General features: G+C 33.0%; 21 protein-coding genes and 1 pseudogene. 14 read left to right on the forward strand and 8 right to left on the reverse strand.

Annotation, left to right across the window (positions count from 1 at the left end):
* The 7 genes and pseudogenes from AABM47_RS06550 to mtgA all read left to right on the forward strand — a co-directional run.
* Nucleotides 1-119 (forward strand): annotated as a pseudogene (locus AABM47_RS06550) (cell division protein FtsA); the annotation flags it as partial.
* A gap of 73 nt (nucleotides 120-192) precedes the next feature.
* On the forward strand, nucleotides 193-666 hold the full coding sequence (gene accB / locus AABM47_RS06555) for an acetyl-CoA carboxylase biotin carboxyl carrier protein (RefSeq protein ID WP_338410126.1): 474 nt from the start codon (nucleotides 193-195) through the stop codon (nucleotides 664-666).
* A gap of 96 nt (nucleotides 667-762) precedes the next feature.
* On the forward strand, nucleotides 763-2115 hold the full coding sequence (accC, locus tag AABM47_RS06560) for an acetyl-CoA carboxylase biotin carboxylase subunit (RefSeq protein ID WP_338410127.1): 1353 nt from the start codon (nucleotides 763-765) through the stop codon (nucleotides 2113-2115).
* A 244-nt stretch (nucleotides 2116-2359) separates the two neighbouring features.
* On the forward strand, nucleotides 2360-3622 hold the full coding sequence (locus AABM47_RS06565; protein WP_338410128.1) for a dicarboxylate/amino acid:cation symporter: 1263 nt from the start codon (nucleotides 2360-2362) through the stop codon (nucleotides 3620-3622).
* A gap of 1 nt (nucleotide 3623) precedes the next feature.
* Entirely contained in the window at nucleotides 3624-4316 is a 693-nt protein-coding gene (locus AABM47_RS06570) for a VTT domain-containing protein (RefSeq protein WP_338410129.1), read from the forward strand.
* Nucleotide 4317: 1 nt separating this feature from the next.
* On the forward strand, nucleotides 4318-5430 hold the full coding sequence (locus AABM47_RS06575; protein WP_338410130.1) for an FAD-binding oxidoreductase: 1113 nt from the start codon (nucleotides 4318-4320) through the stop codon (nucleotides 5428-5430).
* Between the two features lie 4 nt (nucleotides 5431-5434).
* Complete coding sequence (mtgA, locus tag AABM47_RS06580) at nucleotides 5435-6112, forward strand: monofunctional biosynthetic peptidoglycan transglycosylase (protein ID WP_338410131.1); 678 nt, start codon at nucleotides 5435-5437, stop codon at nucleotides 6110-6112.
* A 163-nt stretch (nucleotides 6113-6275) separates the two neighbouring features.
* Here the strand turns inward: mtgA and AABM47_RS06585 are convergent, their stop codons facing one another.
* The 7 genes from AABM47_RS06585 to AABM47_RS06615 all read right to left on the reverse strand — a co-directional run bounded on the left by AABM47_RS06585 (nucleotide 6276) and on the right by AABM47_RS06615 (nucleotide 15785).
* Nucleotides 6276-8396, reverse strand: coding sequence for a prolyl oligopeptidase family serine peptidase (locus AABM47_RS06585; protein ID WP_338410132.1), 2121 nt, complete (start codon nucleotides 8394-8396; stop codon nucleotides 6276-6278).
* A gap of 52 nt (nucleotides 8397-8448) precedes the next feature.
* Nucleotides 8449-10653 carry a TonB-dependent receptor gene (locus tag AABM47_RS06590; RefSeq protein WP_338410133.1) on the reverse strand — a complete coding sequence of 735 codons (2205 nt, stop codon included), beginning with the start codon at nucleotides 10651-10653 and terminating at the stop codon, nucleotides 8449-8451.
* Nucleotides 10654-10740: 87 nt separating this feature from the next.
* A complete protein-coding gene (locus AABM47_RS06595) occupies nucleotides 10741-11076 on the reverse strand; it encodes a hypothetical protein (RefSeq protein ID WP_338410134.1) in 336 nt (111 codons plus the stop codon).
* A gap of 4 nt (nucleotides 11077-11080) precedes the next feature.
* Nucleotides 11081-12070, reverse strand: a complete 990-nt coding sequence (locus AABM47_RS06600; RefSeq protein WP_338410135.1) for an aspartate-semialdehyde dehydrogenase — start codon at nucleotides 12068-12070, stop codon at nucleotides 11081-11083.
* 206 nt (nucleotides 12071-12276) lie between these two features.
* A complete protein-coding gene (gene mscL / locus AABM47_RS06605; RefSeq protein WP_338410136.1) occupies nucleotides 12277-12678 on the reverse strand; it encodes a large conductance mechanosensitive channel protein MscL in 402 nt (133 codons plus the stop codon).
* A gap of 69 nt (nucleotides 12679-12747) precedes the next feature.
* The gene (locus AABM47_RS06610) at nucleotides 12748-15189 is read right to left on the reverse strand and encodes a bifunctional UDP-N-acetylmuramoyl-tripeptide:D-alanyl-D-alanine ligase/alanine racemase (RefSeq protein ID WP_338410137.1); all 2442 of its coding nucleotides are present in this window, start codon (nucleotides 15187-15189) and stop codon (nucleotides 12748-12750) included.
* Nucleotides 15186-15785 carry a thymidine kinase gene (locus AABM47_RS06615; RefSeq protein ID WP_338410138.1) on the reverse strand — a complete coding sequence of 200 codons (600 nt, stop codon included), beginning with the start codon at nucleotides 15783-15785 and terminating at the stop codon, nucleotides 15186-15188. Before AABM47_RS06615 ends, AABM47_RS06610 begins: the two co-directional genes overlap by 4 nt.
* Nucleotides 15786-15887: 102 nt before the next feature.
* Here AABM47_RS06615 and AABM47_RS06620 point away from each other — a divergent pair, with 102 nt between their 5' ends.
* From AABM47_RS06620 to AABM47_RS06645, 6 genes are all read left to right on the forward strand, one after another.
* Nucleotides 15888-16775: a hypothetical protein gene (locus AABM47_RS06620; RefSeq protein ID WP_338410139.1), complete on the forward strand. Its 888-nt coding sequence runs from the start codon at nucleotides 15888-15890 to the stop codon at nucleotides 16773-16775.
* A 15-nt stretch (nucleotides 16776-16790) separates the two neighbouring features.
* Entirely contained in the window at nucleotides 16791-17474 is a 684-nt protein-coding gene (gene rsmI / locus AABM47_RS06625; protein WP_338410140.1) for a 16S rRNA (cytidine(1402)-2'-O)-methyltransferase, read from the forward strand.
* A gap of 151 nt (nucleotides 17475-17625) precedes the next feature.
* Nucleotides 17626-18051 (forward strand): OsmC family protein, encoded by a 426-nt coding sequence (locus AABM47_RS06630; RefSeq protein WP_338410141.1) that lies wholly within the window; start codon nucleotides 17626-17628, stop codon nucleotides 18049-18051.
* Between the two features lie 3 nt (nucleotides 18052-18054).
* Nucleotides 18055-18399 (forward strand): HopJ type III effector protein, encoded by a 345-nt coding sequence (locus AABM47_RS06635; RefSeq protein ID WP_338410142.1) that lies wholly within the window; start codon nucleotides 18055-18057, stop codon nucleotides 18397-18399.
* A gap of 97 nt (nucleotides 18400-18496) precedes the next feature.
* Entirely contained in the window at nucleotides 18497-20194 is a 1698-nt protein-coding gene (gene recJ / locus AABM47_RS06640; protein WP_338410143.1) for a single-stranded-DNA-specific exonuclease RecJ, read from the forward strand.
* Nucleotides 20195-20264: 70 nt separating this feature from the next.
* The gene (locus AABM47_RS06645) at nucleotides 20265-21533 is read left to right on the forward strand and encodes an MFS transporter (RefSeq protein WP_338410144.1); all 1269 of its coding nucleotides are present in this window, start codon (nucleotides 20265-20267) and stop codon (nucleotides 21531-21533) included.
* On the opposite strand, the gene AABM47_RS06650 is transcribed toward AABM47_RS06645, so the two are convergent.
* On the reverse strand, nucleotides 21530-22276 hold the full coding sequence (locus AABM47_RS06650) for a UDP-2,3-diacylglucosamine diphosphatase (RefSeq protein ID WP_338410145.1): 747 nt from the start codon (nucleotides 22274-22276) through the stop codon (nucleotides 21530-21532). The genes AABM47_RS06645 and AABM47_RS06650 overlap by 4 nt on opposite strands.
* Before the next feature lie 174 nt (nucleotides 22277-22450).
* On the opposite strand from AABM47_RS06650, the gene AABM47_RS06655 reads away from it, so the two are divergent.
* Nucleotides 22451-25988 (forward strand): choice-of-anchor J domain-containing protein (locus AABM47_RS06655; RefSeq protein ID WP_338410146.1); only part of this gene is annotated, 3538 nt, incomplete at its 3' end.

The following is a 25988-nucleotide window of genomic DNA, read 5'->3' on the forward strand; positions in this document are numbered from 1 at the left end:
CTACGGATCTCGCCATTTTTAAAGACGGTATTATTCGCCACACTGCCGTGATTCCATTTGGGGGTAACGTCATTACAGAAGACATTAAAGAGGGCTGTTCTATTATTGAAAAGCAAGCAGTTCAATTTATTTAAAATGGGCATATAATTCAAAATAAAACAAACAAACTAAATTAATTTAAATTTTAATAGTATGGATCTTAGAGAAATTCAAAATTTAATCAAATTTGTCTCAAAATCTGGGGCAACAGAAGTAAAATTAGAAATGGACGATTTCAAAATCACCATTAAAACGACTTCTGAAGCTGCAGAAGCTGCAATAACTTATGTACAACAAGCACCAGTTAGTCAGGTTTCAGCTCAAGCGCCAGTAGCTCAATCAGAAAATCCAACGGCACCCTTAGAAGCTGTTGATGAGGATTCAAAATATATTACTATAAAATCTCCAATTATTGGAACATTATATAGAAAACCATCACCAGACAAAGCTGTTTTTGTTGAAGTTGGAAGCACTATTTCTAAAGGTGATGTAGTTTGTGTAATTGAAGCAATGAAATTATTTAACGAAATTGAATCTGAAATCTCAGGTAAAATAGTTAAAATTTTAGTGGACGACATGTCACCAGTTGAATTTGACCAACCTTTATTTTTAGTAGATCCATCATAAGAAATTATTAATTATGAATTATTAATTATAAACAGGTTTCATCCTTTTCATAATGGTATAAAAATTTCATAACTCATAACTCATAACTCAAATTAGATGTTTAAAAAAATATTAATTGCCAATAGAGGTGAAATTGCATTACGTGTTATAAGAACATGTAAAGAAATGGGCATAAAAACTGTTGCGGTATATTCTACTGCTGATAAACATAGTTTACATGTGCGGTTTGCAGATGAAGCGGTTTGTATAGGACCACCTCCAAGTAACCTTTCCTATTTAAAAATGTCAAATATAATAGCAGCGGCAGAAATTACAAATGCCGACGCTATTCATCCAGGATACGGTTTTCTATCAGAAAACGCTAAATTTTCAAAAATTTGTCAAGAACACGGGATCAAATTTATTGGAGCTTCTCCAGAAATGATTGATCGAATGGGAGACAAAGCCAATGCAAAATCAACCATGATTGAAGCTGGTGTGCCTTGTGTTCCAGGAAGTGAGGGCATTATTTTAACGTATGAAGATTGTGAAAAAATTGCCAAAGAAACAGGTTATCCAGTAATGCTTAAAGCTTCTGCTGGAGGCGGTGGAAAAGGTATGCGTGCCGTTTGGAAAAAAGAAGACCTTAAAAATGCTTGGGAATCAGCCAGGCAAGAAAGTAGAGCTGCTTTTGGAAATGACGACATGTACATGGAAAAATTAATAGAAGAGCCCCGTCACATTGAAATTCAAGTTGTTGGTGATTCATATGGAAAAGCATGTCATTTATCAGAAAGAGATTGCTCTGTTCAACGCCGTCATCAAAAATTAACAGAAGAAACTCCTTCTCCCTTTATGACAGACGAATTGCGTAATGCTATGGGAACAGCAGCAGTAAAAGCAGCCGAATACATCAATTATGAAGGCGCTGGAACTGTTGAATTTTTAGTAGATAAAAATAGAAATTTCTATTTTATGGAAATGAATACACGTATTCAAGTAGAACACCCTATTACAGAACAAGTAATTGATTTTGATTTAATACGTGAGCAAATAATGGTTGCAGCTGGAATACCAATTTCAGGTAAAAACTATTTTCCTATGTTACATTCAATTGAATGTCGTATTAATGCAGAAGATCCTTATAATGATTTTAGACCTTCACCAGGAAAAATAACCACACTTCATACACCAGGAGGACACGGAGTTCGTTTAGACACACATGTGTATGCTGGGTATACAATACCGCCAAATTACGACTCTATGATTGCTAAGTTGATCACAACAGCACAATCAAGAGAAGAGGCCATAAGCAAAATGAAGCGGGCTTTAGATGAGTTTGTAATAGAAGGTATAAAAACAACAATTCCTTTTCACAGGCAATTAATGGACGAGCCTGATTATGTATCAGGAAACTACACTACAAAATTTATGGAATCCTTTGTAATGAATGAAAAATTAGAAGAATAAAAACTTAAAACACTCAATATCTTGAGTGTTTTTTTTTTGAATAAAAGGTAAAAATTAGTTAAGGATATCTGTGTTAGATTTTGTCTATAATAAAAAGCAAACCAATTTTTTTGAATCAATTTGCATTTACGTGTGAAATAGAGACCTTAATTATAAAATATTTTTTTCTTTTTTTAATCCACAAAAGCATTAAAATTTAAAAAAATATAAGTATTTTCACAATTCATAAGGATAAATTACGAGAATGAAAAAATTAGCATTGCATTGGCAGATATTATTAGGAATGGTTTTAGGAGTTACATTTGCTTTTGTTTTAACGCAATTTGAATGGGGTAAATCATTCATTACAGATTGGATAAAACCATTTGGGAGTATTTTTATAAATCTTTTAAAGCTTATTGCAGTTCCTTTAATTTTAGGATCCTTAATCAAAGGGATTTCTGATTTAAAAGACATTTCTAAGCTCTCTAAAATGGGAGGTAGAACCATTGGTTTATATATTGCAACAACTGTTTTAGCTGTTTCAATTGGTTTAGCCATTGTTAATATTATAAAGCCAGGGAGTTATATTTCTGTTGAAACTAGGACCGAATTGATGAATAATTTTGCGGGTGACGCCAATTCAAAAATTGAAGCCGCCAACAAGCAAAACGAAGCGGGCCCCCTACAAGCATTAGAGGATATTGTTCCAGACAATATTTTTAAATCAGCAACCGATAATGGCAGCATGCTTCAAGTCATTTTCTTTGCCTTGTTTTTTGGAATTTCGATGATATTACTGCCCGAAAAAACAACAAAACCAGTAAAAGATTTTTTTGATAGTTTTAACGACATCATACTTAAAATGATTGACTTAATTATGTTAGCCGCTCCGTTTGGAGTATTTGCTTTACTAGCTTCTTTAGTTGCAGAATCACCCAGCGTCGATTTGTTTAAAGCCCTAGGTATGTATGGAATTTCTGTATTGTTAGGTTTAATGTTAATGGTTGGTATATATATATTAATTGTAATAATATTAGCTAAAAAGAGCCCTTCTTTTTTTCTTAAAGGTATTGCTCCAGCTCAATTATTAGCTTTTTCAACCAGCTCATCTGCAGCTACGCTTCCTGTAACTATGGAACGCGTTGTAGATAACTTAGGTGTTGATGATGAAGTAGCCAGTTTTGTTTTGCCCATAGGAGCCACAATAAATATGGATGGAACGAGTTTATATCAAGCAGTTGCAGCCGTTTTTATTGCACAAGCTTTTGGGATGGATTTAAGTATAGGAGCACAATTAGGCATTATCGTTACCGCAACACTTGCCTCAATAGGCAGTGCAGCCGTTCCTGGTGCCGGCATGGTTATGTTAGTAATTGTATTGGCCCAAGCCGGAATACCAGAAGCCGGTTTAGCTTTAATATTTGCTATTGATAGACCTTTAGACATGTGTAGAACAACAGTTAATGTTACTGGTGATGCGGCTGTTAGTATGGTTGTAGCAAAATCCATAAATAAATTAGCATAAAATGAACGATTTTAATTGGACAAAACTCTTTAATCCCGAATTCTACATTACAATGGAATTAGGAGGTGTGTCTATTGGAATCTATATGGTTTTATTTATAGTATTTGCTGAAACAGGCTTATTTGCAGGCTTCTTTTTGCCAGGTGATAGCTTGTTGTTTTTGTCAGGAATATACAGCAGAGAATTAGTTGAAACTTTTTTTTATATACCCAGTGATTTTTCAAATGTGACCATTTTATCCTTGCTAATTGCTGCTGCAGCTTCTTTAGGAAATGTTTTTGGCTATTGGTTTGGCTCAAGAAGCGGCCAATTTTTATTTGAAAAGGAAGACAGTTTCTTTTTCAAAAAAAGATACCTAATTAAGTCACAAGATTTTTTTGAAAAACACGGTGGAAAAGCCATAATATTTGCACGCTTTTTGCCTATAATAAGAACTTTTGTACCTATAATAGCAGGTATTATTAAAATGAAAAAAAGTAAGTTTATGTTCTATAATATAGCGAGTTCTTTTCTTTGGTCATTTACCTTAGTTTTTGCAGGACATTATTTATACAGTTTTTTTTTAGAACAGTTTGATATAGATTTAAAAAAACACATTGAAACCATTATCTTTATCCTAATTGCAATTACCACATTTCCATTGGTATGGAATTATTTTAAAGCAAAAAAAACAGAACGCAATAATCTTATATAAAATGCAGCTCAGTTATTGGGAAATTAAAAATTGGTTTTCAAATGTTGATTTCACCGTTGTGGGCAGTGGAATTGTAGGTTTGCATTGCGCATTAAATTTAAGAAAAAAATTTCCTAAAAGTAAAATATTAGTGCTCGAAAAAGGAATCTTACCACAAGGGGCAAGTACAAAAAATGCAGGATTTGCTTGTTTTGGTAGTCTTTCAGAAATTATAGATGATTTAAAAACACATTCTGAACAACAAGTTATTCAATTGATTCAAAAGCGATGGGATGGTTTACAATTATTACGCAAAAGAATAGGTGACGATGCACTTGACTATAAGTCTTTTGGAGGTTATGAGTTGTTTTTAAAAAAAGACGAAGCCTTTTATGAACATTGTTTAACTCAGTTGCCTTTTATAAATGAAGTACTAAAGCCCATTTTTAAAACGGACGTTTTTATTAAAGAAAACAACAGTTTTAACTTCAACAGAATTTTTGACCAACTTATTTTTAATCCATTTGAAGGGCAAATTGATACGGGCAACATGATGCAGCAATTGTTAAAACAAGCTGTTTCTAATGATATTTTAATTTTAAACCAACAAAATGTAAGCTCCTATACAACTCACAATTCATTTGTAGAAGTAGTTACCAATGAAATCTCATTTAAAACCAATAAGCTTTTATTTGCTACAAATGGTTTTGCATCGCAACTCACAAATGACCAAGTAAAACCAGCAAGAGCACAGGTTCTGATAACAAAACCTATTAAAAACTTACACATAAAAGGCACTTTTCATTTAGATCAAGGCTATTATTACTTTAGAAATATAGAGAATAGAATTCTTTTTGGGGGTGGCAGAAACCTCGATTTTGAAACCGAAACTACAACCAATTTTAATCAAACAAAAATTATTCAAAACAACTTGGAGCAATTGTTAAAAGATGTAATTTTACCCAATCAAACTTTCGAAATAGAACATCGATGGAGCGGTATAATGGGTGTTGGAAATAACAAAAACCCAATAGTACAACAACTGTCAAATAACGTATATTGTGGTGTTCGATTAGGCGGAATGGGTGTAGCTATTGGTAGTTTAATAGGTAAAGAATTAGCAGATTTAATTTAAGTTTATGTTCAAAAAAATAAAACGTTTCCTTTGGAAAACCTTTCTTTGGTTTAATATCATTAGTCTTTTTTTGGTACTGCTTTTTAAGTTTGTACCCGTTCCTTTTACACCATTAATGGCAATAAGAGCAATAGAACAAATAATTGATAAAAAAGAAGTAGCTTTTAACCACCATTGGGTCTGTATTGAAAAAATAGCTCCAAACCTTCAAAAAGCTGTAATAGCAAGTGAAGACGGCCTTTTTTTTGAGCATTACGGATTTGACTTTAAATCCATGCAAAAAGCATATAGAAGCAATCAAAAAGGAAAAAAAATAAAAGGAGGAAGCACCATTTCGCAGCAAACAGCAAAAAACGTTTTTCTTTGGCCGGGCAGAAGTTATGTTCGAAAAGTATTGGAAGTTTATTATACGACACTCATAGAGCTATTTTGGAGTAAAAACCGCATTATGGAAGTCTATTTAAACAGTATTGAAATGGGTAATGGCGTTTATGGAGCACAAGCGGCCTCAAAATATTGGTACAGAAAAGATGCCAAAAGCTTATCCAAACTAGAAGCTGCTGGTATAGCAGTTATTTTACCAAACCCCAGAAAATATAAAGCCACAAACTCTTCTTCTTATATCAACAAGCGTAAAGCTAAAATTGCAAAATATATAAATTATATAAATTTAGAACAGTAAGTAACTTTGGCCTTTTTTTTAGGGACAGGTCTTCCGCTATATTTTTTTTAAAATAATAACTTTCTGTACATTATCGTATTCAAATCTAAAAAAAAAGGATGCCGCTGTTAACCCTAAAACAAAAAAAAATCTCGTTTAGTCAAAGACCAAACGAGAATTTTTGTTAATCCAAGTTTTTTAGGCCCATATTATATAAAGTAAAAGACTGAATATCTACTTGTTCATTTATAATTGCTTCGGTTGATTTTCCTGCTCCGTGTCCTGCATTTATATCAATTCGAATTAAAGTAGGCCTCAATCCTGTTTGTTTGGCTTGCAATTCGGCAGCAAATTTAAAACTGTGTGCCGGCACCACTCTATCGTCATGATCACCTGTTGTGACCATTGTTGCTGGATATTTTGTACCCGCCTTTATGTTGTGAACAGGAGAATATCCTTTTAAATATTCAAACATTTCTTTACTTTGTTCACTAGTTCCATAATCATAGGCCCATCCAGCTCCAGCTGTAAAGGTATGATAACGCAACATGTCTAATACGCCAACAGCAGGTAAGGCTACTTGTATTAAATCAGGTCTTTGAGTCATTGCAGCTCCAACCAACAAACCACCGTTAGAGCCTCCTTTTATGGCTAAATAATTTGGAGAAGTATATTGTTCTTTGATTAAATATTCGGCCGCAGCGATGAAATCATCAAACACATTTTGTTTTTTCATTTGTGTTCCTGCATCGTGCCATTTTTTACCATACTCACCACCACCACGTAAATTCGCAACAGCGTAAACACCCCCATTTTCCATCCAAACGGCATTGGCAATACTAAAACTTGGTGTCAAACTGATGTTAAAACCACCATAACCATAAAGGATGGTTGGGTTTTTGCCATTTAAGGCTGTTCCTTTTTTATACGTAATAATCATTGGAATTTTAGTGCCGTCTTTTGATGTGTAAAAAACTTGTTTTGATTCATAATTTTCCGATTTAAAATCAACTTTTGGTTTTTCGTATATTTTTGAGTTCCCTGTTTTTGGATTGTACGAATATATTGTTCCAGGAGTTGTGTAATTGGTAAACGAATAATACAAGGTTGTTTCTGCTTTTTTACCTCCAAATCCACCAGCAGAACCAATGCCGGGCAACTTAATATCACGAACTAATTTGCCATCATAATCATATTGTTTGATAAACGATACAGCATCTTTCATATAATCAGCAAAAATAGACCCACCACCAGTTGAAACCGAAAGGACATTCTCTGTTTCAGGAATAAAGTTTACCCAGTTTTCCATTTTCGCATTGGCTAAATCAAAAGTTACAACTCTCTTATTAGGAGCGCTAAAATCTGTTGATAAATAGAATTTTGCGCCTACATTGTCTACCACTTCATTATTATAATCAAACGTATTTACAATTTTATTAAGGGGTCCATTATTGCGTATGTCTTTGATGTACAATTCGTTACCATTAGTGGCAATTGCTGCCGAAATCACTAAATAATTTTGATCTTTGGTTACATAGCCTCCAACATATCTTCTTTTTTGATCTAAACCAAAAATCACTTGATCCTCTTTTTGAGAAGTGTTTAGCTTGTGAAAAAACAGTTTGTGTTGGTCCGTTTTAGCCGAAAGCTCACTCCCTTTTGGTTTGTCATAACTTGAATAATAAAAACCTTCGTTTTTGTACCAAGAAATTCCACTAAATTTTACATCCACAATTGTATCACCAATAACTTCTTTAGTTACAGCATTTAGGATAATTACTTTTCTCCAATCGCTTCCTCCTTCTGAAATTGCGTAAGCAACTAACGAACCATCTTTTGAGAAATCAATTCCTCCTAAAGAAGTGGTTTCGTCTTTAGAAAAAGTGTTTGGGTCTAAAAACACTTCTTGTTTGTTGTTTTTATCTTTTCTGTATAAAACAGATTGATTTTGTAAACCGTCATTTTTATAAAAATACGTATAATTTCCTTCTTTGAAAGGGGCAGAAATTTTTTCGTAATTCCATAATTTTTTCATTCGTTCTTTGATTTGTTTTCGAAACGGAATTTTGTCTAGATAGTTAAAAGTAACTTCGTTTTGGGCTTTTACCCAAGCCTCAGTTGCTGCACTTTTATCATCTTCTAGCCAGCGGTAAGAATCTGTAATTGAATCACCAAAATAAGTGTCGATATGATCAATTTTTTTAGTTTCGGGGTAATTTAAAATCATGTCTAATTCGATTTTTTGTTCTTGTTTGCACGAAAAAAAGGTAAGTGCAATAAGCGCTATTGGTACGATTTTTTTCATATGAAATGTTTTAGTTGTTTTACAAATTTAATACATTGAACATTATTGATTATTATATTTTAAAATTTATTCCAAATATAAAATTTCTTCCCATATTGGAAATGCCGTCTGACTTCAATCTTGACAAATGATTGACGTAGGTTTTATTCAAAATATTATTGGTATTTAAAGTTAAGTCAACAAAAGTTTTTCCAAGTTTAATAGTTCCACCAATCCCTATATTAAGTAGGGTGTACTTATTAGTTTTCGTTTCAAACGCACTAAAATTATTTTGTGCCAACGTATGATTTACTTGAAGAGTAGCAAATCCTTTGGACAACCAATTTTTGATGGTAAATTCGCCTCTAATATTATTTTTCCATTGGTTAGCGGGTATTAAAGGTAAACAGTCATTATTGCTTTGTTTGCCGGTAACCGATTCAAAACTACTTGTAAAATGCAACCAGTCAAATGGATGTGGATGAAAGTGAATTCCGGTTTCTCCACCAAATAAATAGGCATTGCTTTGCAAGTACGTATATACAAAATTGTCTTCTAAAAGATTTCCAGTTGGAGCAATAAAAATGTAATTGTTAATGTGATTATAAAAACCATTAACAAAAATTTCAACATGTTCGCTTTTGTATTCTAAATTTAAATCAACTTGAAAATTTTGTTCGTTTTTAAGTTCTGTATTTCCAATTTCATAGCGGTTACTACCTTCGTGAACACCATTTGAAGTTAGTTCTGATAAATTTGGAGCTCTAAAACCAGAAGCTAAATTAATTCTTGATATAAATTTTGATGTCCAATCGGTTTTATATCCCAAGGCAGCATTTAAACTTTTAAAGGTTCGGTCAATAGCTTCAAAATAACCGTCTTCTGTTAAAACCCCATGATTTTCTGTTTTTATTTTTCGTTTATCAAATCGTAATCCAGCGATGAGTGCATGTTGGTCTTTTTCATAATTAAAAGTGGCAAAAATGCCCATATCATTTGTGGTAGCATTCGGAATCAATAATGATGAACCAAAATTTTCATTGGTTTGACGCATTCCTTGAACTCCAATTATGGTTTCCGTGTTTTTTATTTTAGGGAAATAATATTTTACGTTATAATTAGCTGTTTTGAGCTTCATAGAAAGCGCAATTTCATCAGCTGCCTCAAACTCTTTTCTATTGTTGTAGCTGTAGCCCAAATCAGCCTCTAACTTAGATTCTTTGAAGTAAATTTTCTGATTCAAACTTAAAATATGATTGTCAATTTCTTGTTTTGGATATAAGGGGTTTCTGTTTCCTTCGTTAATCAATTCTTCTTCGGGCAATCCCAAATTTAAATTGTTATAATTGTATCGCAAATCAGACGAAAAATTAGAGTTTGAATAGCCTAGGCCTGTCTTAAAATCTTTTTCAATAGAACGAGTATTGATTATTTTATCACCAGAAGGAATTTTATAATCTTCATTTGTGGTGTAATTTCCTCGGGCTAACAATTTCCAATTACTTGGAGAACCTTTTACGCCAAATGAAGTTGAAGTTCCTCTTGTGTTTGAATAAATTTGTTGAACTATATTGATTTTAGTATCACCAATTGCGGCAAATTTTTCGGGATTGAAATATAAAACTCCACCAAGCGCATCCGAGCCATATAGTAATGAAGCAGGGCCTTTGATTACTTCTACACTTTCAATACCGTTAGCATTTAATCCTAAGCCGTGTTCTTCTCCAAATTGTTGATTTTCTAACCGGATACCTTGTGTGTAAACTAAAACACGGCTGCTGCTTAAGCCACGAATAACGGGCTTGCCAATTGAATTTCCTGTAGAAATATTTGAAACTCCAGCAATAGTAGTTAAGCCATCAGCTAAAGAAAAAGCTCCATTTTTTAGCATTTCTTCAGTTGTTTTATGATCTACCTTCATAACACTATGTGTTTGCACTTTGTTAAAAATAGCAGAAACTAAAACTTCATCTAAATGTTGTACTTTTTTAATTAATATAATGGATATACTAGTATCTAGATTCGTTGTATTTTGTTTGATAATTTTGTATTCATAACCCAATAGGTAGAAGGCTAATTTAAGGGGGCCTTTGGGCACATTTTTTAGTTTAAAATTCCCGTTTTCATCAGATTGTGTGTATAAATTTGTTCCAAGAATTTGAATAGTAACGTTTTCTAAATTTGATTTGTCTTCAGCTTTTATGTTACCTTTTAAATGATTTTGACCGTATGTGATTGTTGAGATAAAAATAAAAACACAAATATGTAAATATTTCATTATGATAGTTTTAAGTAATTAGGGGTTTTGCTAGGTATTAAATACAAAGCATACAAAAGAATAAGGAATTATTCTAAACAACTGATATTACATAAAACAAGGGGGTCCTCTTAAAGAGTAAAGACTTCCGCCAAAAGCAATTACATTTTCAGGAATTGAAATTAGGTGCCTTAGGGTTTGATAAAACGGTATAAATTTAAAAGTAAAAAATGCTGGAGAAAGGAAACTGGCGAAGGTGAAATCACAAACAGCACAGTGTTGTTTTTCAACAATTTTAAGGCTAATGTTTTTATTTGACTTTGAAGAATCCAGGTCAAAATCATTGTATTTAGCATGAGAAAAAACATGTAAAGATTGATAGCAAAGTGCAAAAATTAGCACCATTACTAAACCGAGGTTTACTATTGCAATTTTTTTCTTCAAGGTATTATACTAAATTATGGTCAATTAAGTATTCTGCAATTTGAATCGTGTTTGTGGCTGCTCCTTTGCGTAAGTTGTCAGCAACAATCCACATGTTTAAAGTGTTTGGTTGGCTTTCATCTCTGCGAATTCTTCCTACGAATACATCATTTTTACCTTGTGCATACAAAGGCATAGGATAGGTAAAAGTGTCTAAGTTATCTTGAACAGTAACACCATCGGTATTATGTAAAATTAAGCGAATATTGTTAACTTCAAAATCATTTTCAAATTCTACATTTACAGCCTCACTATGGCCACCAACAATAGGTACGCGAACAGCAGTTGCAGTAACAGCAATAGTTTTGTCGTTTAGTATTTTTTGGGTTTCACGAACCAATTTCATTTCTTCTTTTGTATATCCGTTTTCTTCAAAAACATCACATTGAGGAATAGCATTTCTGTGAATTTGGTATTTATAAGCCATTTCGCCTTTTATACCTGCATATTCACTTTCTAACTGCTGTACGGCTTTTACTCCAGTTCCAGTAATAGATTGATACGTAGAAACCACAATTCGTTTAATCTTATAAGCATTATGTAAGGGCGCTAACGCCAATACCATTTGAATAGTCGAGCAATTAGGATTCGCAATAATTTTATCGTCTTTTGTTAAGCTTGAAGCATTAATTTCTGGAACTATTAATTTTTTCGTTTGATCCATTCTCCAAGCCGAAGAATTGTCAATAACGGTTATTCCAGCTTCAGCAAATTTTGGGGCCCATTCTAAAGATATATCTCCACCGGCAGAAAATAAAGCAATATCTGGCCGCATGTCAATAGCTGTTTGAAGGTTTACAACCGAATAACTTTTATCTTTATATTTTACTTGTTTGCCAACAGATTTTTCTGATGCCACAGGTATTAATTCCGTAACAGGAAAATTTCTTTCATTTAATACTTGCAACATGACTTCTCCAACCATACCGGTTGCACCAACAACTGCTATTTTCATTTTAAAATAAATTTATACACACAAAAGTAATTAATTAAACAAAGAATTTTATTCGTTTTTTAATATTTAACAAAAAACTATAGAATAATTATAAATTTGCATCTAATGCAAAACGGTATCAATCAAATAATATGAAATAAAAAATGTATTTAAATAAAAAACCCTGATAATAATCAGGGTTTAAATTTTTTTAATAAATAGATTTTTTATTTTTTTAATAAATCTCTAATTTCAGCTAATAAATCCTCTTGGGATGGACCAGCTGGTGCAGCTGCTTCTGCTGCTTTTTTAGACTTGTTGTATGCTTTTACAATCATGAATAATACAAACCCTACAATAATAAGGCTAACAATAGTATTAATCCATGCTCCATAACGAATAGCATTTTCGGCAGTTACAACAACTCCTGCAGCGTCAACTACTTCTGAGCTTAAAACGGTTTTGTAGCTAGCAAAATCTAATCCACCTGCAAAATGACCAACAATTGGCATTATAACGTCGTTAACAAAACTATTAACAACTGCTCCTATTGCGCCAGCTAAAATAACTGCAACAGCAAACTCTATAACGTTTCCTGTCATAATAAAATTCTTAAATTCTTTCAACATATCTTATAAATTTTAGTTAGTTTTGATTAAAAATGAAATACTAAAATAGAAAAATTATTAAAATAAGGTTTAGTTTTTATAAAATATGCGCTTTACTCTTTGCGAAATTCCGACAAAAACCTCATAAGGAATGGTTAACGACACATCGGCTATTTCTTTTACATGTGGTTTTTCGCCAAAAATGATAACTTCATCTCCTGCAGTGCAGTTTATGTGTGTTACATCAACCATCAACATGTCCATGCAAATGTTTCCTAAAATTAAAGCTTTTTGATCATTTATTACTACGTATCCTTTTTCATTTCCCCACGCCCTTCTAATTCCATCGGCATAACCTATAGGAATTGTAGCTACTTGCATTCTGTTTTTGACCATGAATTTTCGGCTGTAGCCAATACTCTCCTTTTCTTCAACAGTTCTTATTTGCGAAATGATACTTTTTAAGGTGCTTACATTTAATAAATGTTTGTTTTCATCGTCTGAATTGCCTACGCCATATAAACCAATTCCTAGTCGAACCATCTCCATTTGATGGTCAGAATAATTAAATATTCCAGAAGTGTTTAAAATGTGTCTGCTCGGTTTGTGATTTAATACAGCAATAATATTGAGGTAAAATTGATCAAATAATTTAATTTGGTTAAGGGTAAAATCTTTAAAAGTAAAATCATCACTTGCCGCCAAGTGGGTAAATATACTTTTTACAAAAATAAAATTATTGTTTTTTAATGCTATTTTTAATTCATCGATATCCTGATTTTGAAAACCTAAGCGATGCATGCCTGTATCCATTTTTAAGTGAATAGGGTAATTAGAAATATTGCGTTGTTGAGCAATTTTTAAAAAAGCATTTAGCCCCGTAATCGAATAAATTTCGGGTTCTAAATCATATGCAATCATGGCATTAAAACTACTGTTTTCTGGATTTAGCACCATTATTGGAACTGTTATTCCAGCTTTTCGCAATTCAATTCCTTCATCAGCAAATGCAACACCTAAATAATCAACCTTATGATGTTCTAATAATTTAGCAATTTCATAACCCCCATTTCCGTATCCAAAAGCTTTGACCATTACCATTATTTTGGTTTCAGGGTTTAATTTAGATTTGTAAAAGTTGAGGTTATAGCTTATGGCATCTAAATTAATTTCTAAAACCGTTTCGTGATTTTTTTCTTCAAGAATTACTACAATTTCTTCAAAATTAAAACTACGTGCGCCTTTTATTAAAATGGTCTCATTTTCAAACGAACTCAAATTAAATTGTTGAAGAAACTCTTGTGTAGAACCAAATGAAATTATATTTGGAATATCTTTTAAATAAATTTCAATGGTATCGCCAATCGTAATTAAACGATCAATTTTATTGTTTTTAATTAATGAGGTTACTTTTTCATACAATTCGTTTAAGGGTAAACCACTTTGAAAAATATCAGAAAGTACTAAAGTCTTTTTTTGATGTAATTTTTGTTGCTCTAAAAAATCTAAAGCCATCTTTAAAGATTGATAATCAGATGAGTATGAATCATCAATCAATGAACAATTGTTTATTCCTTTTTTAACTTGTAATCGCAGTTCAATTGGATATAAATTTTTTATGCGTTCTGTAATTACAGATGTTTCATACTTTAAATACAATAAAGTGCAAATGCATGTCATTGCATTTGCTAAAGATGCTTCATCTTGAAAAGGAACTTCTGCAGCAAATGAAATGGAATTATAATGTATAGAAAGTAACGTAAAACCATTATTTAACTCGCTTTTTTTTATATAAACACTTGCGGTTTTATCAAAAAAACTCCACGTTAATGTTTTTATAGACAGTAAATTTTCTACTTTTTCATTTTTTTGAAGAATTACAATTTCACAACCTTTAAAAAGTTTAATTTTTTCTTGAATTTTTTCTGTTTCTGATGAAAACCCTTCTTCATGAGCATTTCCTAAATGAGTAAAAATTCCGATTTTTGGTTGAATTATTTTTTGAAGATTTTCCATTTCATTTGTTGTGGAAATACCTGCTTCAAAAATTGCTAAAGTATGATTTTGATTGCATTCAAAAACAGATAATGGAACACCCACTTGCGAGTTAAAACTTTTAGGACTTCTAACAACTACAAAATCTCGATTTAGTAAAAAATTTAGCCATTCTTTGACTATCGTTTTTCCATTACTTCCTGTTATGCCAATTGTTGGAATGTCAAAAAGTGTTCTGTAAAAAACCGCAGTTTCTTGTAAGGCCTTTAAGGTGTTGTTTACAACAATAAAATAAGCCTTGTTTTTTAGTTTTTCAGGAATAAATTCTACTACAAAATAACGAACGCCTTTTTCAATTAATCCTTCAATATGATTATGTCCATTATGGTTGTGCCCTTTTAAAGCAAAAAAAAGGGTTCCATTGCTGTTTTGTAGGGAACGACTATCAATAGAAATGGTATCGATAGTTAGATCGGGAAGATTTGTATTGATTTTTGCATCAACAACCGAAATTATATTTTGAATTGTTAATGTCAAGTTTCTTTATTGTCTTTGTTTTCATTTATAGCCTTAAAGTAAGCAGCTCTACTCAAAGGTTCATACTCTTCGTTTTCGCCAAGCATCACTAATTTGTCGTTTTCAGATTTTCTAAAACTAAAATTAGCTAAATTACCCGTTCGTGTACAAACCGCATGAACTTTAGTTACATATTCAGCTGTAGCCATTAAAGCAGGCATGGGTCCAAACGGATTTCCTTTAAAGTCCATGTCTAAACCAGCCACAATAACGCGAATGCCGCTATTAGCAAGGTCGTTGCAAATGGTTATAATTTCGTCGTCAAAGAATTGAGCCTCGTCAATACCTACTACGTCACAGCCTTGAGCTAAAATTCTTATGTTTTCAGCAGCGGGAACAGGTGTAGAGCGAATTTCATTTGCATCATGAGATACTACCATTTCATTGTGATAACGGGTATCTATTGCGGGCTTAAAAATTTCGACTTTTTGTTTAGCAAATTGAGCTCTTTTGAGACGCCTAATCAACTCTTCTGTTTTGCCAGAAAACATAGAGCCACAAATTACTTCTATCCAACCAAATTGTTCTTGTTGATTTACGGTGTTTTCGAGAAACATTTTGTATATTTCGAACGATTAATATTAAATTCTTTTAATTTTGTAATCTGTAACAAATTTATCAAAAAATCATCTACAACCTCTATTCTATTCTAAAAAGTTATGAAGAAAAAACTAGAAAGCGAATTAATAAGTATTGCACACCGTGTTTTAAAACTTAAAAACCGTTCAGAAACCATTGTTTTACAACAAGAAGCTCAAAAATTATATCAACAATTAACGGTTTTGAGATTTTATGAAGAAAATTTTGAAAATTTTAAACATGAAATTTCTCCTGAACAATTAGAAGAAAAAGTTGGGCTAATGTCTGCACATACTCAAGTTGAAACTTTAGAGCCTAAAGACCATACAACTCAAACGTTTCAAAATAACGACACACCTTCACCAATAGAAGAAGCCAATGAAGTGCAAGTTGTTAATTTTAAAACTTCAGAAGATAATGCACTTGAATTGCCTGATGCATCATTAGAAAATGATCTAGAAGATGCCACTGAGAGTATTAGCAATATAACAGACCAAAACATAAGTAATACCGACGAAAAAAGTGTCAATCAAATAAGCCAACTTACTTTAGAAGAATTAATAGGGGAATCATATGCAGAACCCGAATTCATTAGAGTAGAAGAAAAAAAAGATGAACTAGAGCTTTTTATAGATGAAAATGAAGCGCTAATTGAATCAAAAGAGCAGTCTTTAGCTAGTTCGCCTCAAGAACACGAAAAACAAGAGCTAAAAACAATGTCAATTAATGACAAATTAGTAAGCGGAATAAATTTTGGGCTTAACGACAGAATTGCTTTTGAAAAGAAGCTTTTTGCTGGAAGTTCAGATGATTTTAACCGTGTAATTTCTCAATTAAACACATTTGATTCATTAGATGAAGCAACTTCTTTTATCACTGACTTTGTTAAACCTGATTATAACGATTGGATAGGTCAAGAAGAATATGAAATGCGTTTTATAGAAATTATTGAAAAAAAATTCAATTAAATAGACACTTATATAATGGGAAAATTATTCCTTGTGCCCACACCCATTGGAAATCTTGAAGACATGACTTTTAGAGCTATAAAAGTTTTAAAAGAAGTTGATTTAATTTTGGCAGAAGACACACGTACTAGTGGAAAACTGATGAAGCATTACGAAATTACTACTCACATGCACAGTCATCACATGCATAACGAACACAAAACGGTTGAAAACATTATCAAACGATTAGAAGCGGGAGAAACGATTGCCTTAATTAGTGATGCAGGAACACCAGCCATTTCTGACCCAGGGTTTTTATTAACTAGGGCTTGTGTAGAAAAAAACATTGAAGTCGAATGTTTGCCTGGCGCAACTGCTTTTGTACCCGCATTAGTTAACAGCGGCTTGCCTAATGATAAGTTTGTTTTTGAAGGGTTTTTGCCCGATAAAAAAGGAAGACAAACGCGTTTTTTAGCCTTAGAAAACGAAACACGAACGATGATCTTTTATGTTTCACCCCATAAATTAAATAAAACTTTAGCCGATTTTATTCAATATTTTGGTTCAGAGAGACCTATTTCTGTTTCAAGAGAATTATCAAAATTACATGAAGAAACCAAGCGAGGATCTGCCGAAGAAGTTTTAAAATATTTTGAAGCTAAACCTGCAAAAGGAGAAATAGTTGTAATTGTTGGCGGGTTAGTAAAAACAAAAACATAGTGGCTCAAAAGAAAATTGGTGTTCTAATTTTTATTTTAATAATTAATAGTCTTATGTTCTTTGTGGTTGTTAATTATATGGCTTCCAATAATATTTAGTATTCAATGTAAAGCATGTTCAATAACTTGATAATAAATTTTAAAATTACACTATGTCAATTCATATTATAACTACAACTTGGAAAGGAAAAATGCAATTCGAATCCACCAATCCTAGTGGAGAAACCTTATTAATTAATGCGGGTGAAGAAAATCAAGGCGAAGGAGCCGGTTTAAGACCGAAAGCCTTAATGTTGTCCGCTTTAGCAGGTTGTTCAGGTTTAGATGTTGCATCCTTAATCGAAAAGATGAAACTAGAGGTAGATGATTTCAAAATTGAAACAACAGCTAGTTTAACCCAAGAGCATCCAAAGGTTTATGATCAGGTAACGCTTGAATTTCATTTCTATGGATCTAATTTAAATGAAGAACGCTTAAATAGAGCTGTAGATTTATCTGTTGAAAAATACTGTGGAGTTATGGAAATGTTCAGACAGTTTGCAAAAGTAGCAGTAAAAACAAGTTTTCATAAAATATAAAAAATGACAGTTTTAAAATTAATAAGTAAAGTAAAACAAGCTGAGGCACTTAAATTTTCAGATGTTTTAGAAATAATTGATGCCTCTTATAATTTCATGTCAACAAAATTCACAAACGGAAGTGTTACAAACGAGGCAAATTCAAATAACGGTTCTTGCAAAGTGTTTTCATTTACTAAACTAAATAAATTAAGCGCTATTGATACCTTATTTTTATTTGGAGAACATTATCACAAAGTAGTTGAAACTCCTAACGACGATGACCATCAAAACATCAGAAATTTCATCAAATTTGGTTGGGAAGGCATTCATTTTGAAAAAGATGCTCTTCAAAAAAAAAATACTTAGTTTTTGATTTAAAATAATTTATACATTTGCATTTCAATCATATACGCCATTAAAACTGAATGTTACATTCAGAATTCTAACTTCTAATTTTATTAAAATGAGATGGAACTTAAAATCTAAGCCAGAAAAACAAAAAGTTCAACAACTCCAAAAGGAACTTCAAGTAGATGAAGTTATTGCTGCATTGTTAGTTCAAAGAGGCATTAACACCTTCGAACAAGCTAAAACTTTTTTCAGACCTTCTTTAAACGATTTACATGATCCATATTTGATGAAAGATATGGATAAAGCCGTAGTTCGTATTGAAAAAGCAATCAATAACAAAGAAAATATTCTGGTTTTTGGAGATTATGATGTCGATGGAACAACCGCTGTTTCATTAGTTTCAAGTTTTTTAAAAACGTTTTATCCTAATGTTGATACCTATATTCCTGATCGATATGATGAAGGCTATGGCATTTCTTTTAAAGGAATTGATTATGCCCACGACAATCAAATTGCTTTAATTATTGCTTTAGATTGTGGTATTAAATCTATAGAGCATATTGATTATGCAAACAATAAAGGAATCGATTTTATCATTTGTGATCATCACCGACCAGGAGAAATTTTACCCAATGCAGTTGCCGTTTTAGATCCAAAACGAGATGATTGTTCGTATCCTTATGACGAATTATGTGGCTGTGGCGTTGGTTTTAAACTGATTCAAGCTTTAGGTAAAAATCGAAATCAAACCATACAAGATTTATTGCCATATTTAGATTTAGTAGCCACAGCAATTGCCGCTGATATAGTTCCAATAACAGGAGAAAATAGAGTTTTGGCAAAATTTGGATTGGAAGTAATCAATTCAAATCCACGGCCCGGAATTCAGGCTTTAATTCAAAACATAAAAAAAAACACACTTACAATAACAGATGTTGTTTTCATTGTGGCTCCAAGAATCAATGCTGCGGGAAGAATTAAACACGGAAATTATGCTGTTCAATTGTTAACTGAATTCAATTTGGTTCAAGCAACCGAATTTGCATTAGAAATTGAAGAATTTAATACGGACAGAAGAGGTTTAGATCAAAAGATAACAAAAGAGGCCTTGCTTCAAATCGAAGAAAATCATGAACAAATAGGGTTTTCAACAGTAGTTTATCAAGAAGATTGGCACAAAGGTGTTATTGGAATTGTTGCTTCACGATTGATTGAAAAATATTATCGCCCTACAATTGTTTTTACAAAAAGCGGAAATAAATTAGCAGCTTCGGCTCGCTCTGTTAAAGATTTTGATGTGTACAATGCTTTAGAATCTTGTGCCCAACATTTGGAACAATTTGGCGGGCATATGTATGCCGCTGGGATGACTTTAAAAGAAGAAAATTATCAAAATTTTAAAAAAGCCTTTGAGAAGACAGTTCAAGAAAGCATTGACCCCGATTTATTAATTCCTGAGATTTCTATTGATGCAGTAATTGATTTTTCGGATATTAATCCGAAATTTGTTCGAATTTTAAGTCAATTTGAACCGTTTGGACCATTAAATATGCAACCTTTATTTTTAACTCAAAATATTACAGATACGGGTCATGGTAAATCAATGGGAAAAGACGCAGAACATATTCGTTTGTTTCTTAAACACAAAAGTTCTGAGGGTATTGGAGCAATAGGTTTTGGATTAGGGAATAAATTAAACTTAACTCAAAATTTAAAACCATTTCAGTCTGTTTATTCAATCGATGAAAATGAATGGAATGGTAATGTTAGTTTACAATTAAGATTACGAGATTTACGAGTTGATGAATAACTAAAGAGGTAATTATAAAAATTAAGAAAAAACATAATGAGAATTCATTTTCTAATGATTCAACAGGTATATGAATAAAAAAGATCCATACGCAGCTTTGCGTTATAAAGAGTTTAATTTTTTCCTTCTTATGAGGTTTGCTATGGTTTTTGCATGGTCAATGCAATTTGTAATCATTGAATGGGAAGTTTATAGTTTAACAAAAGACCCATTGTCTTTAGGAATTATTGGTTTGATGGAAATTATACCCGCAGTTTTAATGGCATTATTTGCAGGGCATATTGTAGACCAAAGCGAAAAAAAAGCTTTATTAGTGAAATGTATTTTAGGCTTTTCAGTAATTAGTTTTGGATTGTTTTTAATTACAGTTCCAAAATTTAACGCAGAATTATCTTTAAAAACTATACTTTATACGGTTTATGCTTTAGTGTTTTTTGGAGGATTGGTTCGCGCTTTTTTAGGGCCAACCATTTTTTCTTTAATTTCTTTAATAGTTCCTAAAAAAGTATATCCAAATGCTGCAACATGGAGCAGTTCTGTTTGGCAAATGGCAGCAATGATTGGACCAGCAGTTGCAGGTTTTTCAATAAGTATTATAGGTGTTCATTGGTCTTTGTGTTTGGTTTTTGCCTTTTCAATTTTTGCCTTAATACTTTTAACTAAAATTGACAAAAAACCTATTCTAAATCCAAAAATTGGGGAGCCTATCATGAAAAGTTTAAAAGAAGGCTTAAATTTTGTGTTTACCAACAAAACAATTTTGGGAGCTATCTCATTAGACATGATTGCAGTTTTGTTTGGTGGTGCGGTAGCTTTGTTGCCAATTTTTGCTCAAGATATTTTAAAAGTTGGTTCTGAAGGGTTTGGAGTTTTGAGGGCGGCACCAGCTTTAGGCTCCTTTTTAATGATGATTTTATCGGCCTATTTTTCATTAAATAAAAAAGCAGGAATAAAATTATTAAGTGCAATTTTTATGTTTGGGGTTTGTATTATTATTTTTGGTTTGTCAGAAATATTTTGGATATCTGTTTTGGCTATGTTTTTTAGTGGTGCGTTTGACGGTGTTTCTGTTGTATTAAGAAATACCATACTTCAATTGCATACCCCCGATCACATGAGGGGGAGAGTTGCATCAGTAAATTCAATTTTTGTAGGTTCTTCAAATGAACTAGGCGCTTTTGAAAGTGGTTTAACTGCTAAATTGATGGGTGTTGTTAATGCGGTAGTTTTTGGTGGAATCATGACACTTCTTACAGTTTCCTTTACAGGATTTATTTCTCCTTCTTTTAGAAAATTAGATTTAGAAAAAGAGGTTGAAGAATTAGAAAAATCAGATTAATTTTCATATTTTTTTAACTCAAAAGTGTTTCCGTCAAAAACTCCGAATGTAAAATATCCAATCCAATCGCCAAGATTAGCATATTTTGAATTTGGTCCTACATCAATAATCATTGGTAAATGTCTGTGTCCAAAAATAAAATAATCATAATGTTTGGTCTCCAATTTTCGTTTGGCGTATAATACCAACCATTCGTTTTCTTCTCCCAAAAAAGTTACATCTTCTTTTCCTGAAATCAACTTGTTTTTAACCGATAAGTATTGGGCAAGCTTTACACCAATGTCAGGATGTAACCAACGAAACAACCCTTTAGAAAAAGAATTTGTAAACACTTTTTTCATGCGCTTATATCCTTTGTCTCCTGGGCCTTTACCATCTCCGTGGCCTATTAAAAAAGTCTTTTTGTCAAAGGTAAATTCTTTATTGTCATGATAAACAGGGATATTTAATTCTTTTTCAAAATAATCGCACATCCATAAATCATGATTTCCTACAAAAAAGTATATGGGAATACCAGAATCTCTAATTTCGGCAAGCTTGCCTAATACTCTTACAAACCCTTTGGGGACTACAGTTTTATATTCAAACCAAAAATCAAATAAATCACCTAATAAGAATATAGCCGTAGCATCTGTCTTAATTTCATCCAACCATTTCACAAATTTTTGCTCTCGCGGAAAACTTTTTTCTGAATCTGGTGCGCCAAAATGTTGATCAGACGCAAAATATATTTTTGTTTTCAAGTGTAGTTTACATTTTCATTAAGGTTAAATAGTACACAAATTTACATGTTTTTTTTGAATTTAACTTTGATCTATCTTTTCAATAATTTTAACATTATACATATTACAATATTATGTTAAAATATTACAAATATTTTACTAACTTCGAACTTTAATTAATCAAAACATCAAATAATGAAAAAAATTACTTTGTTTTTTATATTGATGTTTCTTTCCTTTACTAGTTTTGCACAACTACCAGAAGGCTTTGAGGGAACATCAGTACCAGATTTAACCTCAGATGATTGGGTTTTGCCTTCAGGTACTTGGAAAGTTTATGACAACGGAATTGGTTTAGCTCAAAATTGGGCTACAATACCTGCTCCAAACGCATGTACAGGCACACGCTCAGCATATTTAAATAGAGAAAACGTTGCTTCCGGATTAGCCGAAGACTGGCTTGTAATGCCTTTATACACGGTTCCAAATAACGGTCAGCTTCGTTTTATTACCAAACAAACACAAGCGGGCAATCAAGGAAGTGTTTATTCAATACGAATATCTACCACGTCTCAAACAGATCAAACGACATTTACTACCTTACAAACCTGGACAGAAACAGAGTTAAATGCTGTTTTTAACATTTGTGAAGAAAAAGTAGTTCAATTTCCAACGGCTAATTATAATCAAGGCGTTTATGTTGCATTTGTTATGTCAAATGATAATGGAGATCGATGGATTGTTGATGATGTTAATATAGTAGAACAGTGTTTAGACCCTACTACTCAAACGGCAACAAATGCAACGCTTTCTTCGTCAGATTTAGGATGGGACAACCCCAGTGGAGCTTCTTCATGGGAAGTAGAGGTTGTTGCAACAGCTGCTGCCCCAACAGGTTCAGGAATTGTAACGGGCAATAACCCTTATACCGCAACTGGTTTAACACCAGGAACCTGTTATGATTTTTATGTAAGAGCTTTATGTACCAGTGGAACAAATAGTGAATGGATTGGTCCATTTAATTTTTGCACGGTATCTTTAGGAGAAACATGTGGGGCCTCAATAGCGGTTCCAAGTTTACCCTATACCACAACAGATAACACTTCGGGCTATGGTGATGATTATGCAGGCAGCCCTGGAGCAACAGGTTGTGGCACTACAGGAACCTATTTAAATGGCGACGATGTTTTTTATTCGTTTACAGCTACCACTGCAAATTCAGTAACCATTACATCACAAACTAATTCAACATGGTCAGGCATCTTTGTATACAACAGTTGTGCCAACATAGGGGTTAGTTGTGTTGCAGGAAGTACGGCAGGTAATGGAAACACTACGGCAGATTCGGTAACCTTTACACCAACAATAGGTCAAACGTATTACATCGTAATATCTACATGGGCTACACCACAGAGTGTTCCCTATACTTTAACAATCATAGAAAACACATGTACCAACATGGCAGCAACCTTTGCGGTTGTTTCTAACTGTACCAGTGTAACAGATCCCGACACCTTTTTTGTAACAGCAAACGTCACAAATATAGGTTCAGCAACATCGATATCAGGCACAAGTACACCAGCATCACCAACGGCAGTTCCGGCAATAACAGCAGCAGGAATAATGCAGTTTGGTCCTTTTGCAAACGGCACAAACGTGACGGTTAATTTACAAAACGAACAAGATGCAAACTGTTTTAAAAACAGTACAGCATTGACCCAAGGGTTTTGTCCGGCAACAAATAATTTATGTGATGGATCCATCCCTGTTACTTGTGGCAGTACCATTACTCAAACAACAGTTGGCGCAACAGCCACTGGAGCTCCAACAGGCACTTGTGGAACCACCGGAGGATCAGGAGGTTTATGGTATAGTTTTGCTGGAACAGGAGATGTTGTAACATTTTCTTTATGTGGATCATCATTTGACACAAAAATACAGGTTGTTACAGGATCATGCGGTGCATTTACTTGTGTAACCGGTAATGATGATTCATGTGGATTGCAATCGGAAGTTCAAGTAGTAACAGTGCCCGGAACATTATACTATATTTATGTATATGGTTATGGTAGCGCTCAAGGAGTGTTTACATTAAATACAACCTGTGTAACACCCCCCCCACCCCCAGTAAACGACAATTGTGATACCGCTACAAACGTAACGGTAAATGTTGATGGTTCATGTACGCTTCTTTCTCCCGGAACGGTTGCAGGAGCTACAGCTACAGCACAAGCAAATGCATGTTTAGGAACAGCAGATGATGATGTTTGGTTTACATTTACAGCAACACAAGCAACACATACTATTACGATACAAGATATAGCAGGTTCAACTTTAGATTTAAACCATGCCGTTTATACATCAGCAAGTGCTACAGACCCTTGTGGATCACTAACCCAAATAGTGTGTAGTAACCCTAACTTTAGTGTTCCAGGTGGTTTAGTTGCTGGAGAAGTTTATTACATTCGTGTTTATAGCGCAACAGCTGTTCCATTACAAACAACAACGTTTAATGTTTGTGTAAGTGTACCACCACCACCCCCATCAAACGACAGTTGTGCGACTCCTTTAATAGCCCCAGTAAATTCATCCATAATTTGTGCCTTAACAATTCCTGGCACCATTTCAAGTGCAACAGCATCTCCAGAGCCAAATACGTGTGGAGGTACTGATGATGATGATGTTTGGTTTCAGTTTACAGCTACAGCAAATACGCATAATATAAATTTAACCAATATTATAGGTACAACTACAGATCTTGCGTTTGCAACCTATTCAGGAGCAGATTGTTCTTCATTAACACAAATTAATTGCCAATTAAATAACAGTGGAATTGTAGGTGGTTTAACAATTGGAGAGTCTTATTATATTAGAGTATATTCTCAACCTGCAACTACAGGTCTTTTTGCTGATTTTGAATTGTGTATCACAACACCTGTTCAGTGTGACAGCGCTCAACCTGCTTGTGGTGATGCCCAAGTATATGTAAACCAAACAGGTCTTGCTAGTTATGGTACTATAGGATGTTTATTTACAACTCCAAACCCATTTTGGTTTCAATTTGAAATTGAAACAACTGGACCAATAACGTTTACCTTATCACAATCCTCTCCAGGAGGAAATTCTGATGTTGATTTTATTTTATGGGGCCCTTTTACTACCGCAGAAATGAACACAACTGCTTGTAATAATTTATTTGATTACCCTGACGGAAATACAACAATACCAAATAATATAATTGACTGTAGTTATTCAGCTGCAGCTACAGAGTTTGTTGACATACCAAATGCAATTGCAGGCGAGCATTATTTATTATTAGTAACAAATTACGGTAACTCTCAAGGTACTTTTACATTGCCACAAACATCAGGAACAGGAGCAGCTTCTTGTTGTTCGGTTGTTTTAGGAGATGATATTATTCTTTGTGATGAAACTTCATATACCATTAACGCAACGATCAGCAGTCAAGACTCTGTTAGTTGGTTTAAAGATTCTGTTCTTATACCAGGCCAAATTACCGACCAATTAATTGTTACGGAAACGGGGGTTTATAAATGTGAAATAACATGTGGTCAAATCACAAAATCAGATGAAATTTCAGTAACGTTTAGCAATTCACCCCAATTTACTATAACACCTGACTTCAACATTTGTGAAAACGCTACGGGAACAATTTTGATAACGCCAATAGATTTTATTGATTCTGATGTGACTTACAGTTGGACATTAGACA

The organism is uncultured Flavobacterium sp. (assembly GCF_963925415.1).
In the GTDB taxonomy this organism is placed as follows: domain Bacteria; phylum Bacteroidota; class Bacteroidia; order Flavobacteriales; family Flavobacteriaceae; genus Flavobacterium.